The following is a 23,567-nucleotide window of genomic DNA, read 5'->3' as shown; positions in this document are numbered from 1 at the left end:
GGGAAAGGTTGTCTGAATTTTTGGGCAGCCTTTTTATTTCAAACAAAAAAATTACATACTTTTTATCTCCCTTTTCTTCAAATCTATTTCAAAATGATCTGCCGGATCTGCATTTGAAAGCAAAGAAAGAATTTTAAAAATAGATTTTAACTGCAAAATAAAAGGATCCTGGGATTGTTTTTCTTCAAACAGTTTTTCCAGTGTTTGATACTGCTGCAGCCTTTCTTTTGGAATATCTTTTTTGGCCAGTTCGTCCGCAGATTGGAATTTGTATAAGTCTAAAATCAAATCTTCAAAACTCCATTTTTGAAATGTTCTTGAATCAATTCCTTTCTGTGTTAATTGATTTTTATCCTGAATTAACAACAATAAATTTTCGCCGTTAAGCTTTTTTGATCGTTCAACTAAATCTTTCGGCCAATCAGACGGAATCATTCTCAGACGGACCAATTCTTTCAAATGAAACAACATAAAATCATGATACGTTTTTGATTTTAAAATATCTTTATTCCAGAGAATTTTGGTGTGCTCTTTTTGTAAAGTCTCATATTCTTTTTCGTATAGTGGAAATAATTCATCGAAATTGGGAACATCATTTAAAACTTCCGTTTTCACTTCTACTTTATCAGGTGATTTTATCGTTAAAATTTTATATGCCGGAAGATAAGCTGCTAACGAAGGAACCTGAACATTTACCAGCATTTTATCTCCAATTTTACGAATTCCTGTGTCGTTGATGTGCATGTGCCCGGCAAAATGAATTTGTAAACCCGCTTCGGCAAAGGCTTTTGAAACTTCTTCTTCAGGAACTCTTTCTAATTGCCATTTTTTTTCTCCCAACAAATTTTTAATTTCACCGGTTGCTCCATCATTATAATCAATCATCGGATAGTGTGTGAAAGCAATGACCGTTTTCCCGTTACTTTTTGCTTCCTGCGTAATTTTTTTCACCCATTGGATCAAATGTTTTTTATTGGTCAAAACATTATTGTAGCCAATGCTTGCTCCTTTATAATTTGAAGGATTATCTGGATTTTCATTTAAATTTTTCGGAATGTAAGTATTGCCGTCGATAGCCATCATCCAAACTCCTTTTACGGGTTCGACAACATAGCTTAAATCGGGAACAGAAAAGCCTTTGGAAACTTCATACATTCTTTTTGAATAACCGGCATTTTGAAGAGCTTTTTCATAAGCATAATCTTTGTAAGAGCCTTGGTCAAAAGGTGTACCCCAATACAAATCTTCTTTTTTAGGGTAAAAACCAAAGTCTCCTAGCTCATTTAAAATCTCCAGATATCCGGATTCTGCAATATCTTTTGTGATGATTTTATTATTGGCTTTACCCATATTTTCCTTACTGTAAATTCCCAATGGATTTCCGTCTTGTCCAAGAAAATCATCTTTTCCGGCATCCTGTAGAAACGGTCCGACAGGATCGTGATTTCCCGTCGTGAGATAAAAATTTATCCCATATTTTTTGTGGTATTGGTCTAGAATTTTGTGAAGTCCGCGAAGGTTGTACGCCTGTCCGTCATCCGAAAAATCGCCGGGCATCGCGACAATTTTGATTCCTTTTGCGGCAATATCATCCAACGCTTTCAGGAAAGCGAAATAATTTTCATTAAAAATCCTGGTTGAATGCAATTGCGAATTCATCGTCCTGAGAATAGTCGGTTTTGCGTTTTTAGGATTGATAATTCCTTTAAAATTGTTATCCGAAAAGCTTCCGTACAAATCCTGAAAATGCACATCAGAAAGAAATGCGATCTGTACTGGCTTTTGAGCAGAAAACACCGTGAAAGTAAATAGTAGAAGTAAGAATATTCCTTTATTCATCTTAAATAGACGAAGGTAGAGGTTTCTTTTTCGAAGTGTTTTAAATGAAGATTAAATTATCATGAAAATTATTCTTCAATTTGTAGTGAGTCTGTTTGTACTCCTGCATGGTTATATAGTATTGTCTCTGAAACATCTTTCAATGCTTTTCCATTTTCAGGATGTATGCCTGGGCTTGTAAAAAATTCTACATTATTGTTGCTTTTATCATACCAAACATTGCCCATCGCATTTTCTACTGTTAAAGTATCTTCCCTATTAATTTTTTTAAAATATTTAAATAAACTTTTATTCATTGGAATCACTTCAAATTGTGGTCCCAAATTACTACTGTCAGTTGCTTTATATCTGTCATTATTCCAATACATATAGTCTTTTTCTATATCCGGTTTTCCTCCAAACATTATACCTAAAGGATTTGTTAATGCATTATTAGTTTTCTTACCATTTGAAAAAATAACACCACCAGTAACAAGAAGTAAAACAAAAGCCATTTCGATAATGCCTAACCCATTTTTCTTCAAGAAATCCGGCATTTGTAGAATAGGCTTATTAGTAATATTTATAACAATCTTAGAAATGGTTTCGCTGATTGTGTATTCTATTGTTTTCCAATCCGAACAATAATTTCTAAAATTCTCATACTCTAAATATCTGCTTAAATCATCAAGAATTGCAGGTTTTATATTATAATCTTTTTCGTTCTCAACTATGGTTTTATAATATGTTTCAAAAGACTTATAGCTAAGATTTATTCTAAAGTCATCTAACAAATCTCTTTCTAGAGATTTCAAAATTCCACTAAATGTTTTTTCAGTGGTTTCATTTGATGCTTTTTCAAACACTTCTTCTAATAATTTCTTTTTCTGGAGTAAAAATCTTGACATATAAATAAAATTTTATTCGGAAAATTAAAGACTTATTCTCAAAAACAATTACGGTTTCCCGTAGAAAAGTTTCCAAGAACTTTCCAAGAACTTTCTAACCCTTGCCTTTGTTTCCGCCGTTACTTTGTCCCAGAAATCAGTGATAAACAAAACATTACAAAAACAAATTTACAAAACTGATTTCAAATTACCAGATAAAACGGAGGTAAAACTCCGGGTTGGGAAGCAGATGTTTCTCCTCCGTTTTTGAAGGTTCCACTTCCCAAAAAATTTAAGAAGCGCTTCGAAATTTTTAAAACGTGTAACACTATCTGCGATCTGTTTCGCAGGGAAGAGCGCGAATGCTTTAACATTAAATTTTTTGACAAAATGATACAATTTATTTTAATGCTACTAGGTTTAGCATTTGGAAATCATAACGGAAACACAACCTCATGCAATAATAACAACCAAAATCAGGTAACTACATTAGACGACGAACCGGGTGAGCCGGGAACGGGAATAGATCCGGGAACGGGAACCGGCGGTGATGGAGGACCAGTAGGAGGGAATACAGGACAATTACCTCCTCCTTTTACAAATCCATAAATTAATGAAGGACAGATTGCATAAATCTGTCCTTTTTGTTACTTTGCATAAAAACTAACCACCATGAAAATATCATTCTTTTTACTTTTATCATTCTTTCTATTTTCCTGCAAAGAAGAAATTAAACCTCCAGAAGATAATATTAATTTTAGTAAAGCAATTGTATGCAGGGATTCGAAGGCGTATGATTCTGCATTTTACTATTATAATTTGGCTAAAATTGATTTTATAGAAGCGAAAGATTCAATTAGCTCAGCCAAATCTTTAATCAATATGGCGTACATTCAAAACGGCAAAGGAGATTTCTTAGGAGGAATTGAATCATCTTTGGAAGCAAACAAATTTCTTAAGAGAGAAAAAGATAATAGTGTTAGAAGTTTACTAGGTAAAAACTACAATAGCATAGCTATTTCATTTAATTATTTGAAAGATTATGACAGTGCTTATAGCTTTTATAATAAAGCTTTAAAGTATATTGAGAATAATGAAGATAGATATGTCTGTTATAACAATATTGGAGACTTATTGATAAGCCAAGGAAAAATAAATAAAGCAAAGAAATATTTAGAAAAAGCTGTTTTAGCCGATAGCAGTTATAATTACTCCAGAGCTTTAAATAATTTTGCAAAAGTCAAATATCTTGATGATAAAAATTATGATCCCTTACCAGAACTATATCGGGCATTAGAAATTAGAGAAAAAACACAAGATGGCCCAGGACAAAATTCAAGTTTTGAGACATTATCTACTTACTATTTAGATAAAAATAACAAACTGTCTTTAGAATTTGCGAGAAAAATGCTTCAAGCCGCAACTAATAATGAAAGTCCTGATGATCAAATCTTAGCCTTGCAAAGAATCATTAATTTAGATCCAAAAAGTTATTTAGAAAATTTTCAAAGATTTAATTCAATAAATGATAGTCTACAAATTAGTAGAAATAAAGATAAAAGACAATTTGCTATAATAAGATTTGATGTTGATAAAATAAAAGATGAAAAAGCAGAAAAAGAAGTAGAATTATTACAACGAAATATTGGCATAATTGCCCTACTTCTAGCTATTACCTTCATTATAATCTGGTATCGCAAAAGACAAAAAAGACTCAAACAAGAAAATGAATTAAAAATAAAAAACACCCAGCTCAAGCTCTCCAAAAAAGTCCACGATGTTGTTGCTAATGGAATTTACCAGGTGATGACAAAAATTGAAAATCAGGAGCAGTTTGATAAAGATAAAATGCTGGACGAGCTGGAATTTGTGTACGAAAAGTCCCGAGATATTTCCTATGAAAAAACAGAATCCGGTAATGAAGAAAAAGATTTCAGTGAGGAAATTTCTGAATTGATTGGTTCTTTCAACAACGAAAATGTAAAAACCTATCTTGCCGGAAATGATAAAAATATCTGGTTTAAGGTAGAGGAAACAACAAAAGACGAAATCTACCAAATTATCCGTGAATTGCTTGTGAATATGAAAAAACACAGCAAAGCAGATCGAGTAGTTTTCAGGTTTGAAAGAGAAAATGATGTGATCAAAATCTATTATACAGACAACGGAATCGGCATTTCCGGAGATGTAATTCATAAGAATGGCCTGTCTTCTACGGTTTCCCGTATGGAAACTATGAACGGAGAAATTATTTTTGACAACAAAACTGAAAAGGGATTGAAAATCAATATTTCATTTCCTGTTTCTTAAAAAATTAAAAAATGTTCAAAAAAATTCTAATCGCCGAAGACCACGAAATGGGCAGCTATTCTGTTCAAAAAACATTGGAAGACCTCAAGATTCCTAAAGTTGATTATGTTTATTATTGTGATGATGCCTTAGCTAAGGTCCAGAAATCCATCCGGGAAAAGGAACCTTATGATTTGTTGATTTCCGATCTTTCTTTTGAAGAAGATCATCGTGAGCAAAATATTAAAACCGGTCAGGAACTGATCAAAAAAGTAAGGGAAATACAGCCTTTGTTAAAAATAATTGTGTTTTCCGGTGAAGATAAACCCAGAATTATTGATTCGCTTTTTAATGAATACCAAATTAATGGCTATGTCCGTAAAGCGAGAAATGATTCTAAGGAATTAAAAAAATCCATTGCCTCAGTTTATATTAATGAAAATTATTTATCCCTTGATCTTAAGCAGGACATGAAAAAACTGAACAGTTATGAGTTTTCTGCTTATGACATCACTTTAGTTTCTCTTCTCTCAAAGGGCATTTTACAGAAAAATATTCCTACTTATCTTGAAAACAACAATATAAGACCTTATAGTTTAAGCAGCGTTGAGAAAAAATTAAACAGCTTAAAAGAAGATCTGGAAGTTACCAGCAATGAGCAGTTGGTTGCCTTCTGTAAGGATATTGGGATTATTTAAAAACAACTTCTTACACATACTTGATAAAACCTTTCAATCTTTTTTGAGAGGTTTTTGTGTTTTTAAGTGTTTTACGGTTTCCCGTAAGGTTTGGTTATGAAAGGGTTATATTTTTGAATCAAATTAATATCCATTAAAACCTCATACAATATGAATCAGATTAACACAACCTATAAAAAAGCTCTTTATCTAAAAAAAACAATTTTAATTCCTTTAAGTATTTCTTGTCTTCTTTTTGTAAAATGTACAAAAACTGATTCTCTTCCTCAAAATATTCCTGTTGAAAAGACTGTTAAGATAGAAGAAAAGAAAAATGATTTAAAAACAAGATTAGAGAAGGAAATAAAATCATTAGAAAAAGATTCTGATTTAACAAAAAATGTTAATTCTGTAGATGGAATAGTTATAGTTCTTGCTCTTTACAAAGTATATGCATCCATTATAAAAGAAGGGAAGGAAAGCCCTTATGTTGAGGAGCAAAAATTAGCAAAAAGTCTCGAGAAAAAGGTAATGAATTCCCAAATAAAAGCTTTTCCAAAACTGAGACTTATCTATTATAAATTAATGAAGGAAAAACTTTGGGAGAATGATATTGAGGTTAAAATTATTGGTTCAACAAACAAAACCTTACAATTTACAGCAGGATATTTTGCCAGCAATAAAAATATTCAAGAAACTCAATCCACATTACATGAAATGCTCTTGAACTTGAGATTCAAACAAACTCAGTATAAATGGTATTCCGGTGATGACGAATATACCTACTACAATATTGAGTCTCTAAAAGATTCTGAAATCATTGACGAAACACTTTAAAAAATTAACCATAATGGATCTTAAAATTAAACTTGAGCAACTGCATCAGAAAGTAGTTGGCTTAAAAGACCAGATCGGTACGGAAGAAGCTACGAAAAATGCCTTTGTAATGCCTTTTATACAGATTTTGGGATATGATATTTTCAACCCAACCGAAGTTGTTCCCGAACATGTCTGCGATATTGGAACTAAAAAAGGAGAAAAAGTAGATTATGTAATAAGAAACAATGATGAACCTATTTTTATTATTGAATGTAAACACTGGAAGGAAAGTGCGGATGCCCACAATTCCCAGCTTCACAGGTATTATCATGTTTCGAAAACGAGGTTTGGAGTTCTTACCAACGGGATTGTTTACAACTTCTATACAGATCTTGAGAAACCTAATATTATGGACGAAAAACCTTTCTTTACCATCAATATTGAAGATTTAAAAGACAGTTCAATTAAAATTCTTGAAAGCTTTACGAAAAAAGACTACAATCTCGAAAGTATTCTGGATTCGGCCGAAGCCTTAAAATACATCAAAGCCATTCGAAAGGAGTTTGAAAAGGAAATAGAAAATCCATCGGATGAAATTGTAAAACTTTTGGTCAGTCGGTTTTTTGAAAAACCTATTACAGCCAACAGGATGATTTCTTTTAAGGAATATACCAAGAAAGCTTTATCAACTTCCATCAATGAATCCATCAGTTTCAGGCTTAAATCTGCATTAAGCATCAACGAACAGATTGAGAAACAGGGCGATAATGTAAAACCGTCTCAACCGATCGATGAAAATAATGATTCTAAAATTGTGACAACAGAAGAAGAGCTTGAAGGGTTCCAAATTGTAAAAGCCATATTGAGAGAAAAAATTCCTTCCTCTAGAATTGCCCATAGAGACACATTGTCGTATTTCGGGATTTTACTGGATGATAACAACAGGAAGCCTCTTTGCAGATTGCATTTCAATACCGTAAATAAATACCTGGAAACATTTCATAACGGAAAAGAATCCGGAGAGAAAGTTTTGCTGAACAACCTCGATGAGATTTACAATTACAGGAATCAAATTCATCAGACTTTGGAAAATTATAATTAAAGCCATGAAAAAACTAATACCATTCCTTATAACAATACTGGGTTTATTTCTTTTAAATTCTTGTTTTAAAGCAAATGATAATGTAGGACATGACGGAAGATGTACCGGCTCTGCATATTGTACGGCTTGCAAAAATTGTTCCCGTTGCGGACATTGCAGCGGAGGAGGAACCTGCGGAGCTTGTGGTGGTGGATCGTCAGAAACGAGTTCTTATCATCGTTCGTCAAAAAAAGGTAAGCCTAAAAAATCAAGGTCTTCCGGTTATGATAATTTTAAATCAAATAACCCCAAAGGAAATAAATCTACCAAAGGTCCATCTGTTTTCATTGATAAAATAAACATCAATACCAACAACAGATATATTGCAGGGATTGGAACAACAAATATTTACGAAAAAACTTCATTAAAATCTAAAATAATAGCAACAGTTCCAAAAGGTACGAAGTTGATTCAGCTTTCTAAACAAGGATCATGGTACAAAGTACAGATTAAAAAAGGAGGAAAAACGGGATATGTTTATTCTAAGGATGTAAAATAATTAAAAACAAATAACATGAATCTAAAGAAATTTTTAAACGAAGAGCAAGATCCGAAAGCCGTCGAAAAGCTTTTAGTTAAAATAAACAGCCTTCTCACTTCACAGGAGTTTGTAGAATATATTGCGGTTCAGAAGAAACCGGCTCTTAACTTGTCTCCCGATTGTATTGCGCTTACCAACAGAAGAATTATTTTCTGCAGGCCTAAAAATTTTGGTTTGTCGATGGATTTTCAGGATTACAGTTGGGTTGATGTTGCAGATTGTCACATCAAGGAAGGAATTATGGGTGCTACTTTTATGATGAAAACGACAAGAAATCTCACCAATATGATGGATTATCTTCCAAAAACTCAGGCAAGAAAGCTTTATCAATATGCTCAGGAAATTGAAGAGCAGATGAGAGCTGTTCGCAGAGAAAAAGACCTTGAAGCCAGAAGAGCTTCCGCAGGCGGAGTTACAGTAAATAATGCAACTCCAATTATTACACAACCACAGCAATTCCAACAGCAGACACCTCAGCTGATTGAAAATGAAGATCCGTTTGCCCTTTTACAGAAACTGAAAGGCTTAATGGAAAACGGGATCATTTCTCCCGAAGAATTTGAAAACAAAAAGAACGAAATATTATCAAGAGTTTAAAATTATGAAATCAAAATTTACTGCCGCACTGCTTGCTTTTTTCTTAGGAGGATTGGGCATTCACAGATTTTATTTGGGACAGAATAAACTAGGCCTTTTTTATCTTCTCTTTTTCTGGACTTTCATTCCTGCGTTGATCGCGCTGTTTGATTTCTTCGTGTTCATTTTTATGTCCGAAGATAATTTTAATTATAAATATAATCTCCGCACAGGATTTTAAAAACTTTATACCATGAAACCTTTCCTTACATTCTGTGCTATAAGCTGTTTCGCTGGTATTTTCAGGCTTCCTATTGAGTATTATACTTTTCTCAGAGTGTTGGTTTCCATTGGAGCGCTCATAGTTATTTATAGCTTTTTAAGTTCTAAACAATATAACTGGAGTACAGTATTTATCGTGATACTTATTATTTTCAATCCTGTTTTTCCTATTTATTTATACAGAAAAAGCTTGTGGATTCCTATCGATACCATTACAGGAATTCTGTTTTTGCTGGTCGCTTTTGCGGAAAAATTAATACAAAAAAAGAAGGAAGTAGAACATACAGAAGAAACTTCAGAATACTCAACCGGACCTAGAACACATTCCCGGGACAGAATTATTAACCCTAAAAAACCAAAAGAAGACTAACCAACCATGGACAACACTCAAATTACAGAAAATCTTAAAGCCCATTTCTTACGACTCTATCAAATGGCAATTTGTGATGATGATTTCAGCGCATTAGAACTCAAAATGTTATATAAATGTGCGGAAGACAGAGGTATTTCTTCTAAAAATCTAGACGATATTCTTTTAAATCCTATTAATATTAAATCTCTCCTTCCTCAAACGATCGAAGAAAAAGTAGATTATCTGTATGATCTCACGGTAATGATCTGGGCAGACGGAATTGTTTCTCCCAACGAATATTCCGCGATGGAAAAATATGTTTTAATGTTCGGCTTTGTGGAAGAAAATGTAAAAGCCATCGTCGATTACCTCATCGAAGCCGTACAAATCGGTAAAGATAAAACTGATATTTTATATGAATTAAAAAACTAATACACTATGGATACCACCAGTATAAAAAACTTATTTAAATTAAAATCAATTCCCATTGAGCCTCCGAAAGAAGAACCACCCAAAACGGAAACCGATTCCCATGAAGAATCTCCCGAAGAAAGCCGAAAACGCACCTATCACGAAGGCGGCTACAGAGATAGCTCCAGAAACAATGGAAACCACACGACTCTGTCTATCTGCCTTGATGCCGTTTACTCAAAATTCCAGAATGAGGAAAAAGAAATGGTAGAAAAACAGCAAAAACTCAAAGAATCTTACGTTAACGAACAAAAAAACAGGGAAACTGAAATCAAAGCTCTCACTGTTTCGTTAGAAACTAAAGAAGAACAGCTAAAAAACAAAAATACCGAGATTGAAAATCATCAAAATACTATTGAAAAATTAAAAGCTGAAATTCTTGATCTACCAAGAAACCCGGAAAAGTATAATGTAAAAGCTTCAAAAGGAGCTTCCTCGAAGTTCTGGATCGGCGCGATTCTTTTGATTCCTATCACATTGTATTTGCTTACCTTTTATATTTCAACTTCATATTCTGCATTTTTTAAAAGTTTTGATGCAAAAGTGACTGTCATCCAAAGTGTTTTGGATGCACAGGCTCTTACTAAAGCCTGGAATGAAGGTTTAATTGAAGGTGCATTTGTGACTTTAATTCCGTTTGTATTTTTAGGATTAGGATTTCTCATCCACATGTTTAGCGAAAATAAAACGTGGGTAAATTATGTCAAATTAGGATTACTATTTGTCGTAACATTTATTTTCGACGCCATTTTAGCCTATGAAATCGAATCTAAATTATATGAATTAAACAAAACTTTTGAATCTCCACCATTCGACCTTAAAATTGCTTTTACTAAGAACCAGTTTTGGGGAATTATTTTCGCGGGATTCATTGTTTATATCATCTGGGGACTGGTTTTCGACTTTGTGATGAAGGAACACAGAGAAAAAGATAAGATTAAAAACGAACAGGAAATCAAACAAAAAAACGTTCTTTTTCTTTTAGAAAAAATTAATGTTCTTAAAAAAGAAATTGAAGAAGTTTTCGTAAACATTGGGAATACAAAAGAACTTATCATAAAAACACGAGGCAGAATAGAAGAGCTTCAAAATATTATTGACGGAGTGATCATTCCTACCAAGGATTACAAGTTGTACGCTTCCGAATATGTTCAAGGCTGGGTTACATTTATTGGTGAAAAAATAGCCGTCTCAAAAACTGAAAAGCAAAACATGATCGACAGTTGTATTGAAACCTACAACACCAATCTGGAAAGCGTTGGGGCTAATTCTGATAATCAAAATCTTGTTTATTTATCTGCACTTTAAATCACGAATTATGAAAAAAATATTTTATGTATTAATGATCATTTCTTTGGTTTCGTGCTGTAAAAAAGAGCCAACAATCCCGGGAGGAAATGAGGACTCAATTGTTTCCGATCCAAACAATATTAATGTGAGTATTTTAATTGATTTATCAGACAGAATCGATCCTCAAACCAACCCAAATCCCACCATGGAATATTTCCAACGGGACACAGAATACATCAAAGCCATCGAAAAAGGATTTCTGAATCACATTAAAACAAAAAGAATTATCACATTTAATGATCAGATGCAGGTTTTCTTTAATCCGGAACCTTCAGACCCGAAAATGAATGAATTTACAAAAGCGCTTAAAATATCTTTTGATAAAAACACAAGCAAAGATTATTTTAGTTCTGTTGAAAAAAAATATTCTGAATTGCCATTAAAGATTTATCAATCAGCTATTAAAGATGGAAATTACGTAGGTTCAGATATCTGGGAATTTTTCAAAAATAAAGTGAAAGATTACTGTATAAAAGATGACCACAGAAATATTCTCTTTATTTTGACGGATGGATATATGTATCATCAAAATACAATGTTTTCAGAAGAAAAGAAAACGTCATATTTAACTTCAAAATTGATAAAATCAAACGGTCTTGTGACTTCTGATTTTAAAGATATCATCGAAAAAAACGGACTTGGATTTGTGAAAGCCAATGAAAATCTAAGCAATCTGGAAGTTATTGTTCTGGGAATCAATCCGGAAAAAGGAAATCCTTTTGAAGAAGGCGTTATCAAAGAATACTGGGAAAACTGGTTTAAAGAAATGAAAATCAAGAACTACCAAATAAAATCCGCCGACCTTCCTTCCAACCTTGAGCCCATTATTTTAAAAGCGATTTCAAATAAAAATTAAAAAAACACTCAATATATTTAACTAATCAATAAGAAAGCGAAGAAAATTTTCCTCGCTTTCTTTATTTTCTCAACATTTCCGTATGTGGAATGTCATCTTCTAAATATTTCTTCCCTGTATCTTCAAACCCAAATTCCGAATAGAATTTTAATAAATAATCCTGTGCAGAAATCCTGATTTCAGAAGTATGGAAACGGTTTTCTATCGTTTCAACCGCATATTTCATAAGTTGTCTTCCTATGTTTTTTCCTCTCGCAGCATCGGTTGTTAAAACTCTTCCTAAAGAAGCCTCTTCATATTTAATTCCCTTATCAAAAATTCTGCAATTGGCTAAAATTTTCCCGTCTTCTTCCGCCCAGATGTGAACTGCTTTTTGATCATAATTATCCAGATCAGGATATGGACAATTCTGTTCAATCACAAAAACATCAATTCTTGCTTTTAAAACAGCATATAATTCCGGAACGGTAAATTCGTCAAAGGTTTTTATTTTCCAAATAATATTATTCATCGAAGGTTACACTATTATTTTTTAAAAACTCGTTTGTTGTTTGTATAAAATTTAGGATTTCATCGCATCCTTCTTTCTTTTCAGCGGAAGTCACGTAGATTTCCGGTAAATCTTCCCATGTTTTGTGAAGTTCTGCTTTATAATCTTCTACATTTTTAATCGCTGCATTCGGTTTCAGCTTGTCAACTTTTGTAAAAACAATCGAAAACGGAACCCCACTTTCGCCACACCATTGGATAAATTCTAAATCAATTTTTTGTGGTGTATGCCTTGAATCCACCAAAACAAAAAGGTTTACAAGGTTTCTCCTGTTAAGAATATAGTTCGTAATCAGTTTTTCGAAATCCTTTCTAATTGATTTTGAAACTTTTGCATATCCATAACCCGGTAAATCCGTCAGATACCAGTCTTCATTGACCAAAAAATGATTAATAAGCTGGGTTTTTCCTGGAGTCTGCGAAGTTTTAGCCAAATCTTTGTGATTCATCATTGCATTAATCAATGAAGATTTTCCAACATTTGACCTCCCGATAAAAGCATATTCAGGAATTGTAGGTTCCGGACAGTCCTGCCACTTTCCGCTGCTCTTTACAAACGTTGCTGTTTTAATAACCATTTTTTAGAATATTTTTAGAAAAACAAACCATTAAGAAAAGCTCTTAATGGTTATTTATATTGTTAAATTTTAAACCTTTTCTTTTAACCAGCTGTAAAGAATTTCATTGAATTCATCCGGCTTTTCCATCATCGCTGCGTGGCCGCATTTATCAATCCAGAACAGATCCGAATTTGGGATAAATTTATGCATATCTTGCGCTACTTCAGGAGGTGTCACATTATCCTGCTTTCCCCAGATCAGACACACCGGTGTAAGAATTTTGGGAAGATCATTCAACATATTGTGTTTGATGGCGCTTCTTGCCAGCATAACTGTTTTTATCCCCTTCATCCTGTCATTCACGACTCCAAAAACCTCATCCACCAAGTCCTCAGTCGCAACACTTGGGTCATAAAAAACCTCTTCTGTTTTCTTTCTTATATATGAACGGTCATTTTTCCTTGGAAAACTATCCCCGAAAGTTCTTTCGTATAAACCCGAACTTCCGGTAAGAACAAGATTTTTAACCAAATCAGGTCTTGCCAGTGTTAAAATAAGACCTATATGACCTCCCATTGAATTTCCCACAATCGTTGCAGGACCCTCAACATGAGTTTCTATAAACTTGGCTATATATTTTGCAAGAGTCGTAAGATTAGTATTGAGTACCGGCAAATCGTAGATTGGCAACTGAGGAACATATACTTTGAATCCTCTGTCTGAAAAAAAATCTACCATTTTATCGAAATTACTCAAACCACCCATTAACCCGTGCAACAGCACCAATGGATGTCCCTCTCCCGCCTCAACAAAGGTATATTTCTTTTCTTTTTTTGTACTAAATATCATATAATGCCTTAATAAAGCCTTGCAAAAATACAAATTAAACCTCAAAAATATTTTGATTACCCTAATTTAAAATAAAAATAATATACCAAACTGCTTTTTCTTCACTTTTTTGAATGCCACTTTGCTATGGGCCAAATAACACATTTCATAATAAGCTTTATATCAATTTGTTATAGCTATTAAGTTCAATTATTGATAAAACTTATTAACATTAAGGCAAAAAGTGGGCAAAAGTGGGAATTTTTAGAAATTATTATATAAATTTGTCCCAAATGAAAAGTTTCATTGGAACATACGAGTGTAAAATCGACGATAAAGGCCGATTGAAAGTTCCTTCCTCTTTGATCAAACAGATGGAAGACTTTGACGATAAGGCTTTTGTAGTCAAGAGATCCGTGTTCCAACCTTGCCTGGAGGTTTACCCCATGAATGCCTGGGATAAAATGATGGGCAAAATTAATAAACTAAACAGATTCATTAAAAAGAATGCTGATTTCATTAGAATGTTTACGGCAGGAGTAAAAACTGTAGAATTGGATAATGCGGGAAGATTGCAGATTTCAAAAGACCTGATGCATTTCGCAAATCTTCAGAAGGATATTGTGATCACAAGCGCAGGAGAATTATTTGAGATTTGGGATAAAGAAGCTTACGAGAAAGTAATTTCCACCAATGAAATAGATTTTGCCAGCCTTGCCGAAGATGTAATGGGCTCTTTCGATGAAGAATAACCGCGCTGATTATTAAATTAAATAAAAAGCGAGAAAAAACACAACTTAAACATGTATCATAACCCCGTTTTGTTGAAGCAAAGTGTTGATGATTTGGTGACGAATCCAGACGGAACATACGTGGACTGTACTTTTGGTGGCGGTGGCCATTCAAGAGAAATATTAAGCAGGCTTTCGGATAAAGGAAGACTGTTTGGTTTTGACCAGGATTTAGATGCTCTTAAAAATACAATTGATGACCCGAGATTTACATTAATCAATCAGAATTTCAGGTTTCTGGAAAATTCTTTATTGATGTACGGAGTTTCTCAAGTGGACGGCATTTTGGCTGATCTTGGTGTTTCATCTCACCAGTTTGATGAAGCGGAAAGAGGTTTCTCCACAAGAAGCAATGCACCGCTGGACATGAGAATGAATGTGATGCAAAGCCTTGATGCCAAAAGAGTAATCAACGATTATGATGAAGAGCAGCTGGCGGATATTTTTTACTATTATGGTGAATTGCGAGAAGCGAGAAAATTAGCAAGAGATATCGTCCATCACAGAAAAAATAAAAGCATTAATACAACGGAAGACTTGAAAAAATTATTCAATTTTCTTCCACCGCATAAGGTTAATAAATTTTATGCCCAGTTGTTTCAGGCGATTAGAATTGAGGTAAATCAGGAGCTTGAGGTTTTAAAAGAAATGCTGATTCAGGCTTATAATGTGTTAAGACCGGAAGGAAGATTGGTCGTAATTTCTTACCATTCATTAGAAGACAGGCTGGTAAAAAGATTTTTGAAAAACGGAATGTTTGAAGGCGAACCCGAAAGAGACATTTACGGAAATTATAAAAAGGCATTTGAGCTGGTAAAGAGTAAAGCGATCATCCCCGACGAGAAGGAAATCGAAGAAAACTCCAGAGCCAGAAGCGCAAAAATGAGAACAGGAATAAAAATATAAATGATTAATAATAAATGATAAATGATTTCAAACTCTATCAATTATCATTTATCAATCATCAATTATAAACAACGTGGCAAAAAGAACAACATATCGCCCTCAAAAGAAGCTCACTTTTATAGACATTATAAAAGGAAACTTCCTGAACCGTGATGAGGTGAAGATACATTACAAGTATTTCCTCCTGTTGTTCATATTAATGATGGCGATGATTTACAGCAACCATTTGGTTAATAAAAAAATCAAGATCGTCAACGCCTTAAAAGAAGAAACAGAAGAATATAAATCGAGAAACGCTTACGCACAAAGTAAGCTGATTAAAGTAAAAATGGAATCGCAGTTGGGGAAAGAAGTGGCAAAAGATTCATTAATGACTCTTGAAAACCACCCTCATAAACTGCTAATAAAACTGGACAGTACAGATGCAAAAGCAAAATGAATACGATAACAAACGTAAAAGAACGTTACGTTGGGGCTACCTCTTTGCAGTGGTGGCTTTGTGCGTGTTTGTGCTTTTCCTTACGAGGATTGTAATCCTTCAAAATACTAATGTCCAGGAAATTAAAGACGATTACATTAATAAAAATTACCGCGAGGCTACTTTAAAAGCTGCCCGTGGAAACCTATTCGCTTCCGACGGTTCAATTCTCGCAACCACCGTAATGCGTTACGATATCTATCTGGATTTCAAAACAATGAAAGATACTGTTTACACTAATAATATCGGTGCATTAACGGATTCTTTAAGCAAAATGTTTGGAAAACCGAGAGGAGAATTCAGAAAGAAATTTGACGAACAGAGAAAGAAGAAAAATCAATATTACACCCTTGTAAAAGGTCTGGACTTCGATCAATACGACAGAATCAGAAAATTTCCAATCTTTAAAAGAGGTAAAAATAAAGGAGGTTTCATTGTTGACAGGAACTACAAAAGAGAATTGGCTACTACTGAAATCGGAGCCGGAACCATCGGAATGGATAACGGTGTATACAGTTCTGGTCTGGAAGGGGCTTTCTCAAAATATTTAAGAGGAACCGACGGAAAAAGATTAGAGCAAAGAATCAACTCTTCACAATGGAAGCCAATTGATTACTGGAAAGTTCAGGAGCCAGTTGATGGTGAGGATGTTTACACAACATTAGATCTTAGAATTCAGGATATTGCACATTCAGCTTTAGAAAAACAACTGATCAATTTTGAAGCAAAACACGGAACCGTGATTGTAATGGAAGTTGAGACTGGGAAAGTTCGTGCCATGGTAAATTTAAGAAAAACCGAAGACGGAAATTACGAAGATTCCTACAATTACGCCATAAAAGATAATATCGAACCGGGTTCTACATTTAAAACCATTTCGTTGCTGGCAGCAATGGACGACGGTTTTATCGATGAAAATACAACAGTAAATGTTGGTGGTGGAGTTTGGACGTATGCAAAACAAAGAATTTCAGACGGTCACGGCGGAGGAACGTATGATATCAGTGATGTTTTGGCTAAATCTAGTAACGTAGGAACGGCAAAATTAATTACGAAATATTACGCCGACAAACCCCAGATTTTCCTTGATCATCTGAAACGTTGGAAATTATTCGATAAAATGGAGATCGAGCTTCCGGGAATCACAAAACCGAAAATCGTAACGCCGGAAAATAAAAGATGGAACGCCGCGACATTGGCGTCAATCGCTTACGGATATTCCTCGAACATCAACTTATTACAATTGGCAACTTTCTACAATGGGGTTGCTAATGGCGGCAAAATGCTAAAGCCTCTATTCATCGATAAAATTATGAAAGACGGAAAGGTAATGTACAATGCAAAACCCGCAGTAATTGTTAATAAAATGGCTTCTGAAAAAGCTATCAAAATGATGACTAGCGCACTGACAAAAGCCGTTGAGAAAGGGACAGGAAAAAGTATTTTCACCCCAAATTTAAAAATGGCAGGAAAAACCGGAACCGCAAGATTTGAATATTGGTTGCCTGGTCCAATGAAGTACCGTGCATCATTCGCAGGCTTCTATCCGGCTGATAATCCGAAATATACGTGTTACGTGATGATCAGTGAGCCGAATACGGCCAAAGGATTTTACGGAGGAACGGTTTCCGCGCCGGTATTTAAAGAAATTGCCGGAAAAACATTCCTGAAAACACCTCAAAACATTGAAAAAGAAATGCTTGTCGACAGAAAGGTAAACCTTAATAAAATGGTGGAACCGAATGTAAAAGTAGCAGTTAATAATAAGCAAATGCCAAGTGTAGTCGGATTAATCGGTAAAAATGTAATTCCGCAGTTGGAAAATTTAGGATACCGTGTTGACTATAAAGGAGTGGGAAGAATTAAAGAACAATTTCCATTGGAAGGCACAATAATCAGTAAAAACCAGAGAATTTATTTGTCTCTGCAGAATTAAAATATAAAGCATCAAGGAAATGCAATTAATTGAATTATTAAATAGAATCCCAGTCTTGGAAATTCACGGTGACAACACCCGTGAGGTTTCAGAATTGGTTTTCGACAGCAGAAAGGTTACGGAAAACTCTTTGTACATCGCAATGAGAGGAACCGTTGTGGATGGGCATTCATTTATTGCTTCTTCGGTTGAAAAAGGCGCAACAACAGTTGTTTGCGAAGAATTTCCTGAAAATTTAGATGAAAATATTACTTATGTTAAAGTAAAAGATTCTTCCAAAGCTTTAGGTCAATTAGCTTCCAATTTTTATGGAAATCCATCCGAAAAGTTAAAATTAATCGGAGTTACAGGAACAAATGGAAAAACTTCCGTTTCTACCCTACTTTTTGATGTTTTTAAAAACTTAGGATATGATTCTGCTTTACTTTCTACGGTAGAAATCAGAATTGGAGATAAAATAATTCCGGCGACTCACACGACTCCGGATGTTATTACGATTAATAAAATCTTGGCTCAGGCCCTTGAGGAAGGCTGTGATTTTGCTTTCATGGAAGTAAGTTCGCACGGAATCGCTCAAAACAGAATTGAAGGGTTACATTTTAAAATTGCAGGTTTTACCAACCTTACGCACGACCATTTAGATTATCATAAAACTTTCGATGAATATTTAAAAACAAAGAAAAGATTTTTTGATGAATTAAATGAAAATGCCGTTGCCATCACCAATGTAGATGATAAAAACGGAAATGTCATGCTTCAAAACACGAAGGCCACGAAAAAGTCTTATGCTTTGAAAACAATGGCCGACTATCATGGAAAATTACTGGAAGTTGATTTCAACGGAATGTTGTTGAACTTCAACGGAAAGGAATTCTGGACGACCTTAACAGGTAAATTTAATGTTTACAATTTACTGCTTGTTTTCGGAATCACTTCTGAACTTGGTTTTGAGCAGGACGAAATTCTTCAGGCAATCAGCAAGTTAAAAAGAGTTTCCGGAAGATTTGAGACTTTCAAATCAGACGGCGGGATTTTCTTCATTGTAGATTATGCTCATACTCCGGATGCCTTGGAAAACATCCTGGACAGCATTAATGATATCAGAACAAAAAACGAAAGATTAATCACAGTTTTCGGTTGCGGAGGCGACAGAGATCAATCCAAAAGACCTGAAATGGGAAATATTGCCACAAAAAAATCAACATTGGCAATTATCACTTCGGATAACCCGAGAACGGAAGATCCGGCACAGATTATAAAGGAAATTGAAGCTGGCGTTGAACCTCAAAACTTCAGCAAATACACTTCAATTCCGGACAGAAGGGAAGCCATAAAAATGGCGATCAAATTTGCAGAACCGAAAGATATTGTTCTCGTAGCCGGAAAAGGCCATGAAAACTATCAGGAGATTAATGGTGTAAAAAATCATTTTGACGACAAAGAAACGATCAATGAACTTTGGAAATTGATGAGTAAGTAAAATTTATAATCAATAATTGATAAATGTTAATTGATTTTACCATTCATCAATAATCATTTATCATTTATTAAAATTTAAACAAATGCTATACTATCTATACGAATACTTAACCAGCCAGGGAATTCACGTTCCGGGATTAGGAATGCTGAAATATATCTCTTTCCGTGCGGGAATATCAGTTTTGCTGTCTTTGATTATCGCTTTGGTTTACGGGAAAAGAATAATCAACTATCTGAGAGCAAAGCAGATGGGCGAGTTGGTTCGTGATCTTGGATTGGACGGACAGAAGCAAAAAGAAGGGACGCCTACAATGGGTGGCCTTATCATTATTTTGGCGACCATTATTCCGGTTTTGCTGTTTACTAGAATTACCAATGTTTACATTGTTCTTCTGTTGGTTTCAATGCTTTGGATGGGCGTGATTGGTTTTATTGATGATTATTTAAAGAAAATTAAAAAAAATAAAGACGGTTTAAGTGGAAAATTCAAAATTGTAGGACAGGTCGGATTAGGACTAATTATTGGAGTTACAATGTATTTCCACCCTGACATTACGGTTAAAAGAAAATATGCAGATGCGAAAGTAGTGAACAGAAATAATGTAGAGCAAAACTTCATGCCTACGGAAAAAATCACCGTTTCTACCGTTCCTTTTGCTAAAAATAATGAGTTTGATTACAGCGGAATCCTGTTTTGGATGAATGATAAAGACGCTCATGAATGGGCATGGATCGTTTTCATCCCTATCGTTATTTTTATCGTAACAGCCGTTTCAAACGGAGCAAATATTACAGATGGAATCGACGGTCTCGCAGCAGGAACAAGTGCCGTCATACTGCTTACTCTGGCGCTTTTCGCCTACCTTTCCGGGAACATCATTTTTGCAGATTATCTCAATATTATGTTCCTTCCGAATATGGGGGAAACCACCATTTTTGCCGTCGCAATGGTAGGTGCCGTTATCGGGTTTTTCTGGTACAATACCTATCCGGCGCAGGTTTTCATGGGCGATACGGGGAGTTTGATGTTGGGAGGAGTAATTGCTGTTTTAGCCATTATTCTAAGAAAAGAATTGCTGATCCCTGTATTATGCGGAATATTTTTAATTGAAAACTTATCTGTAATGCTTCAGGTTGCAGTTTTCAAATACAGAAAGAAAAAATTCGGGCTGGAATATGCCCAAAACAATAGATTGTTTAGAATGTCACCATTACACCATCACTATCAGAAAGGCGGTTTCCACGAAAGTAAAATCGTCAACAGAATGATAATTATCGGTGTAGTTCTGGCAATTGTATGTCTCATTACATTGAAGATGAGATAAATCAGCTGTAAGCGATAAGCATTAGGCTTAAAGCTTACCGCATAAAGCATAAAAAGAATGAAAATAGTTGTTTTAGGAGGAGGCGAAAGTGGTTGTGGAGCTGCTTATTTGGCTAAAAAACAAGGGATGGAAGTATTTCTTTCAGACAAAGGGGCCATTAAGGATAACTATAAGCAGTTTCTCACTGAAAATGAAATTGAATTTGAGGAGGAAAACCACGATGAAGAAAGGATTCTAAATGCAGACTGGATTGTAAAAAGCCCGGGAATTCCGAAAAAGGCAGAAATTATTAACAAAATTCATGAGAAAGGAATCAGGCTTTCTTCTGAAATTGAATTTGCTTCGGAATTTACCAATGCGAAAATCATTGCGATCACCGGAAGCAACGGAAAAACAACGACCACGTCTTTAATCTATTACATCCTGAAAAATGACGGACTGAATGTAGGTTTAGGCGGAAACATAGGATACAGCTTTGCAAAACAGGTTGCTGATGAGAATCATGAATATTATGTATTGGAGGTAAGCTCTTTTCAATTGGATGATATTCAGAACTTTAGACCATATATTTCTTTATTGTTGAATTTGTCTCAGGATCATTTGGATCAGTACAATTACAATTACGAAGAATATGCTTTAGCAAAGTTCAGAATTACTGAAAATCAGGAGAATGACAACTTCTTCATCTACAATAAAGATGACGAAATGAGCAAAAATCTGCTGGAAAAATTAGAAATAAAAGCGAAGATGATTCCTTTTTCAACAAAAGAAAAACTGTCTGAAGGAGGTTTTATTAATGAAGATAAAATTGAGGTAAAATTAAAAGATGATTTCTCCATGAAAATTGAAGAATTGTCACTTTTAGGAAACCATAACGTTGCCAACAGCTTAGCCGCTTCAATCGCTGGTAAAATATTGGAAATCAATAATGAAAGCATCAGAAATTCATTAATGACTTTCCAGGCAGTTGAACACAGACTAGAGTTTGTAACTGAAATTGATGGGGTAAAATACATCAACGACAGCAAGGCAACTAACGTTAACGCAACGTATTACGCTTTAGAAAGCATGAAAAACCCGACCGTTTGGATTGTCGGAGGTTTGGACAAAGGAAATGACTATACCGAAATTGAAGATTTAGTTAAAAAGAAAGTAAAAGCAATTGTTTGCTTAGGAATTGACAATCAAAAGATTATCAACTTCTTTAAAGATAAGAAAGAGTTTATTTATGATACCTCAAGCATGGCGGATGCAGTGAAGATTTCAAAATCTTTGGCAAAAAAGGGAGATACCGTTTTACTTTCCCCATGTTGCGCCAGTTTTGATTTATTCAAAAGCTATGAAGACAGAGGCCGTCAGTTTAAAGAGCAGGTATTAAAAGCCAATGGCAATTAACCAAAGCCAATAGCAGTACATATGAACGAACAAGACACAGACAGCAGATTTGAATTCCTGAAGGGCGATAAAGTACTTTGGATGGTCATTCTTGTGATCTCCATTTTCTCTATTTTCCCTGTATATTCAGCAAGTTCGAATCTGGAATATATCGTGAATAACGGGACTACAACTGGTCACGTTATCAAGCATATGTTTTTTGTGGTCTTAGGATTGGCAATCATGAGAATTGTGGGAATGGTAAAATATGAGTACATCGGAAAACTCAGCAGCATTCTGCTCGGTTTAATGGTTATTCTATTGATTATCACTATGTTTACAGGACAGACAATCGACGGAGCAAGTGCTTCCAGGTGGTTGAAAATCCCCGGGACACCGATCTCATTTCAGCCTTCTTCATTTGCATTTTTAATGTTGATTATTTATCTGTGTCGATATTTAACCAAGAAAATTACCCGCGAAAGGCTTCCGATTGAGAACATTATGTACATTTTCGGGCCTATTTTACTGGTTTTTGTATTGGTTGCGAAAGATAACGGTTCTACGGCTTTAATGATTTTAATGGTTTCCGTGGTTGTTTTAATTATAGGACAACTGCATTGGAAATACATTGCAGGATTCATTTCCTCTTCATTTGTTGCGATTGTTTTGTTTTTATTAATTGCTCTAAATACAAACATGATCGGCGGAAACCGTGTTCACACGTGGATGAGCCGTATTGAAACCTTCACGTCAAGCAAAGCCAAAACAGCCGATGTAGATGATGAAAGCGTAAAAGCGAAAAACTACCAGGTAATGCAGGCAAAAGCAGCCATTGTTCACGGTGGGATTACCGGAATGGGACCGGGAAAAAGTGCCTTAAAACAAATGCTTCCACAATCTGCATCCGATTTTATTTTTGCGGTAATTGTCGAAGAATATGGAGTTATCGGAGCTGCTTTCCTGATCTGTCTGTATTTAATTATGATAATCCGTATCGTAATGATAGCCAGTAAGATGCCCGCCTTTTTCGGATCGTTGCTTGTGCTCAGCCTTGGGGTGATGATTTTTATACAACTCTCTGTAAATATTGCAGTTGCAGTCAATCTGATTCCGGTGACAGGGCAACCGTTGCCATTGATAAGTTATGGAGGAACATCAATGTTGGTTACCTATTTGCAATTAGGAATTATTTTAAATATAAGCTCAAGAATCCAGATTTATGACGAAGAAGGAATGGGCAAAAAACAAAGTGTAGCTGAAATAAACGATATCGCTTAGA

The 23,567-nt window shown here is 34.7% G+C and carries 25 protein-coding genes; 20 read left to right on the top strand and 5 right to left on the bottom strand.

Annotated elements, in window-relative coordinates:
* Positions 1-51: 51 nt before the first annotated feature.
* Together ATE47_RS17525 and ATE47_RS17520 are read right to left on the bottom strand one after the other, a co-directional pair.
* On the bottom strand, positions 52-1,839 hold the full coding sequence (locus tag ATE47_RS17525) for a metallophosphoesterase family protein (RefSeq protein ID WP_062163171.1): 1,788 nt from the start codon (positions 1,837-1,839) through the stop codon (positions 52-54).
* Between the two features lie 68 nt (positions 1,840-1,907).
* Positions 1,908-2,726, bottom strand: coding sequence for a hypothetical protein (locus ATE47_RS17520; RefSeq protein ID WP_062163170.1), 819 nt, complete (start codon positions 2,724-2,726; stop codon positions 1,908-1,910).
* A gap of 369 nt (positions 2,727-3,095) precedes the next feature.
* Between ATE47_RS17520 and ATE47_RS17515 the strand changes: the two genes are divergently transcribed.
* From ATE47_RS17515 to ATE47_RS17460, 12 genes are all read left to right on the top strand, one after another.
* Positions 3,096-3,314: a hypothetical protein gene (locus ATE47_RS17515; protein WP_150114845.1), complete on the top strand. Its 219-nt coding sequence runs from the start codon at positions 3,096-3,098 to the stop codon at positions 3,312-3,314.
* Positions 3,315-3,377: 63 nt separating this feature from the next.
* The gene (locus tag ATE47_RS17510) at positions 3,378-5,015 is read left to right on the top strand and encodes a tetratricopeptide repeat-containing sensor histidine kinase (RefSeq protein WP_062163168.1); all 1,638 of its coding nucleotides are present in this window, start codon (positions 3,378-3,380) and stop codon (positions 5,013-5,015) included.
* An 11-nt stretch (positions 5,016-5,026) separates the two neighbouring features.
* A complete protein-coding gene (locus ATE47_RS17505) occupies positions 5,027-5,692 on the top strand; it encodes a response regulator (RefSeq protein ID WP_062163167.1) in 666 nt (221 codons plus the stop codon).
* Between the two features lie 150 nt (positions 5,693-5,842).
* Entirely contained in the window at positions 5,843-6,508 is a 666-nt protein-coding gene (locus tag ATE47_RS17500; protein WP_062163166.1) for a hypothetical protein, read from the top strand.
* A gap of 13 nt (positions 6,509-6,521) precedes the next feature.
* On the top strand, positions 6,522-7,592 hold the full coding sequence (locus ATE47_RS17495) for a type I restriction endonuclease (protein WP_062163165.1): 1,071 nt from the start codon (positions 6,522-6,524) through the stop codon (positions 7,590-7,592).
* A gap of 4 nt (positions 7,593-7,596) precedes the next feature.
* Complete coding sequence (locus ATE47_RS17490; RefSeq protein WP_185097105.1) at positions 7,597-8,130, top strand: SH3 domain-containing protein; 534 nt, start codon at positions 7,597-7,599, stop codon at positions 8,128-8,130.
* A gap of 15 nt (positions 8,131-8,145) precedes the next feature.
* On the top strand, positions 8,146-8,769 hold the full coding sequence (locus tag ATE47_RS17485; RefSeq protein ID WP_062163163.1) for a PH domain-containing protein: 624 nt from the start codon (positions 8,146-8,148) through the stop codon (positions 8,767-8,769).
* A 4-nt stretch (positions 8,770-8,773) separates the two neighbouring features.
* On the top strand, positions 8,774-8,989 hold the full coding sequence (locus ATE47_RS17480) for a TM2 domain-containing protein (RefSeq protein ID WP_062163162.1): 216 nt from the start codon (positions 8,774-8,776) through the stop codon (positions 8,987-8,989).
* Between the two features lie 12 nt (positions 8,990-9,001).
* On the top strand, positions 9,002-9,400 hold the full coding sequence (locus ATE47_RS17475) for a DUF6804 family protein (RefSeq protein ID WP_062163161.1): 399 nt from the start codon (positions 9,002-9,004) through the stop codon (positions 9,398-9,400).
* 6 nt (positions 9,401-9,406) lie between these two features.
* Positions 9,407-9,814, top strand: a complete 408-nt coding sequence (locus ATE47_RS17470; protein WP_062163160.1) for a hypothetical protein — start codon at positions 9,407-9,409, stop codon at positions 9,812-9,814.
* 6 nt (positions 9,815-9,820) lie between these two features.
* Positions 9,821-11,161, top strand: a complete 1,341-nt coding sequence (locus ATE47_RS17465) for a coiled-coil domain-containing protein (protein ID WP_062163159.1) — start codon at positions 9,821-9,823, stop codon at positions 11,159-11,161.
* A gap of 10 nt (positions 11,162-11,171) precedes the next feature.
* Positions 11,172-12,059 carry a hypothetical protein gene (locus ATE47_RS17460; RefSeq protein ID WP_062163158.1) on the top strand — a complete coding sequence of 296 codons (888 nt, stop codon included), beginning with the start codon at positions 11,172-11,174 and terminating at the stop codon, positions 12,057-12,059.
* A gap of 61 nt (positions 12,060-12,120) precedes the next feature.
* Here ATE47_RS17460 and ATE47_RS17455 read toward each other — a convergent pair whose 3' ends face one another.
* The 3 genes from ATE47_RS17455 to ATE47_RS17445 form a co-directional block, all read right to left on the bottom strand.
* The gene (locus tag ATE47_RS17455; RefSeq protein WP_062163157.1) at positions 12,121-12,570 is read right to left on the bottom strand and encodes a GNAT family N-acetyltransferase; all 450 of its coding nucleotides are present in this window, start codon (positions 12,568-12,570) and stop codon (positions 12,121-12,123) included.
* Positions 12,563-13,186, bottom strand: a complete 624-nt coding sequence (gene yihA / locus ATE47_RS17450; RefSeq protein WP_062163156.1) for a ribosome biogenesis GTP-binding protein YihA/YsxC — start codon at positions 13,184-13,186, stop codon at positions 12,563-12,565. The genes ATE47_RS17455 and yihA overlap by 8 nt, the downstream gene beginning before the upstream one ends.
* A gap of 69 nt (positions 13,187-13,255) precedes the next feature.
* Positions 13,256-14,017: an alpha/beta fold hydrolase gene (locus ATE47_RS17445; protein ID WP_062163155.1), complete on the bottom strand. Its 762-nt coding sequence runs from the start codon at positions 14,015-14,017 to the stop codon at positions 13,256-13,258.
* Positions 14,018-14,289: 272 nt separating this feature from the next.
* Here ATE47_RS17445 and mraZ point away from each other — a divergent pair, with 272 nt between their 5' ends.
* The 8 genes from mraZ to ATE47_RS17405 all read left to right on the top strand — a co-directional run bounded on the left by mraZ (position 14,290) and on the right by ATE47_RS17405 (position 23,566).
* Positions 14,290-14,748, top strand: coding sequence for a division/cell wall cluster transcriptional repressor MraZ (gene mraZ / locus ATE47_RS17440; protein ID WP_062163154.1), 459 nt, complete (start codon positions 14,290-14,292; stop codon positions 14,746-14,748).
* 51 nt (positions 14,749-14,799) lie between these two features.
* Positions 14,800-15,693 carry a 16S rRNA (cytosine(1402)-N(4))-methyltransferase RsmH gene (rsmH, locus tag ATE47_RS17435; RefSeq protein WP_062163153.1) on the top strand — a complete coding sequence of 298 codons (894 nt, stop codon included), beginning with the start codon at positions 14,800-14,802 and terminating at the stop codon, positions 15,691-15,693.
* A gap of 73 nt (positions 15,694-15,766) precedes the next feature.
* Positions 15,767-16,132 (top strand): FtsL-like putative cell division protein, encoded by a 366-nt coding sequence (locus tag ATE47_RS17430; RefSeq protein ID WP_062163152.1) that lies wholly within the window; start codon positions 15,767-15,769, stop codon positions 16,130-16,132.
* Entirely contained in the window at positions 16,116-18,107 is a 1,992-nt protein-coding gene (locus ATE47_RS17425; protein WP_062163151.1) for a penicillin-binding transpeptidase domain-containing protein, read from the top strand. The genes ATE47_RS17430 and ATE47_RS17425 overlap by 17 nt, the downstream gene beginning before the upstream one ends.
* A 19-nt stretch (positions 18,108-18,126) precedes the next feature.
* Positions 18,127-19,587, top strand: a complete 1,461-nt coding sequence (locus tag ATE47_RS17420) for a UDP-N-acetylmuramoyl-L-alanyl-D-glutamate--2,6-diaminopimelate ligase (RefSeq protein WP_062163150.1) — start codon at positions 18,127-18,129, stop codon at positions 19,585-19,587.
* An 82-nt stretch (positions 19,588-19,669) separates the two neighbouring features.
* Positions 19,670-20,911 (top strand): phospho-N-acetylmuramoyl-pentapeptide-transferase, encoded by a 1,242-nt coding sequence (mraY, locus tag ATE47_RS17415; protein WP_062163149.1) that lies wholly within the window; start codon positions 19,670-19,672, stop codon positions 20,909-20,911.
* A 57-nt stretch (positions 20,912-20,968) separates the two neighbouring features.
* A complete protein-coding gene (gene murD, locus ATE47_RS17410; RefSeq protein ID WP_062163148.1) occupies positions 20,969-22,306 on the top strand; it encodes a UDP-N-acetylmuramoyl-L-alanine--D-glutamate ligase in 1,338 nt (445 codons plus the stop codon).
* A 21-nt stretch (positions 22,307-22,327) separates the two neighbouring features.
* On the top strand, positions 22,328-23,566 hold the full coding sequence (locus ATE47_RS17405) for an FtsW/RodA/SpoVE family cell cycle protein (RefSeq protein ID WP_062163147.1): 1,239 nt from the start codon (positions 22,328-22,330) through the stop codon (positions 23,564-23,566).
* The last annotated feature ends 1 nt before the right edge of the window (position 23,567 follow it).

This window comes from Chryseobacterium sp. IHB B 17019, from assembly GCF_001456155.1.
Lineage (GTDB): Bacteria > Bacteroidota > Bacteroidia > Flavobacteriales > Weeksellaceae > Chryseobacterium.
This window is presented reverse-complemented; position numbering and strand designations above follow the sequence as displayed.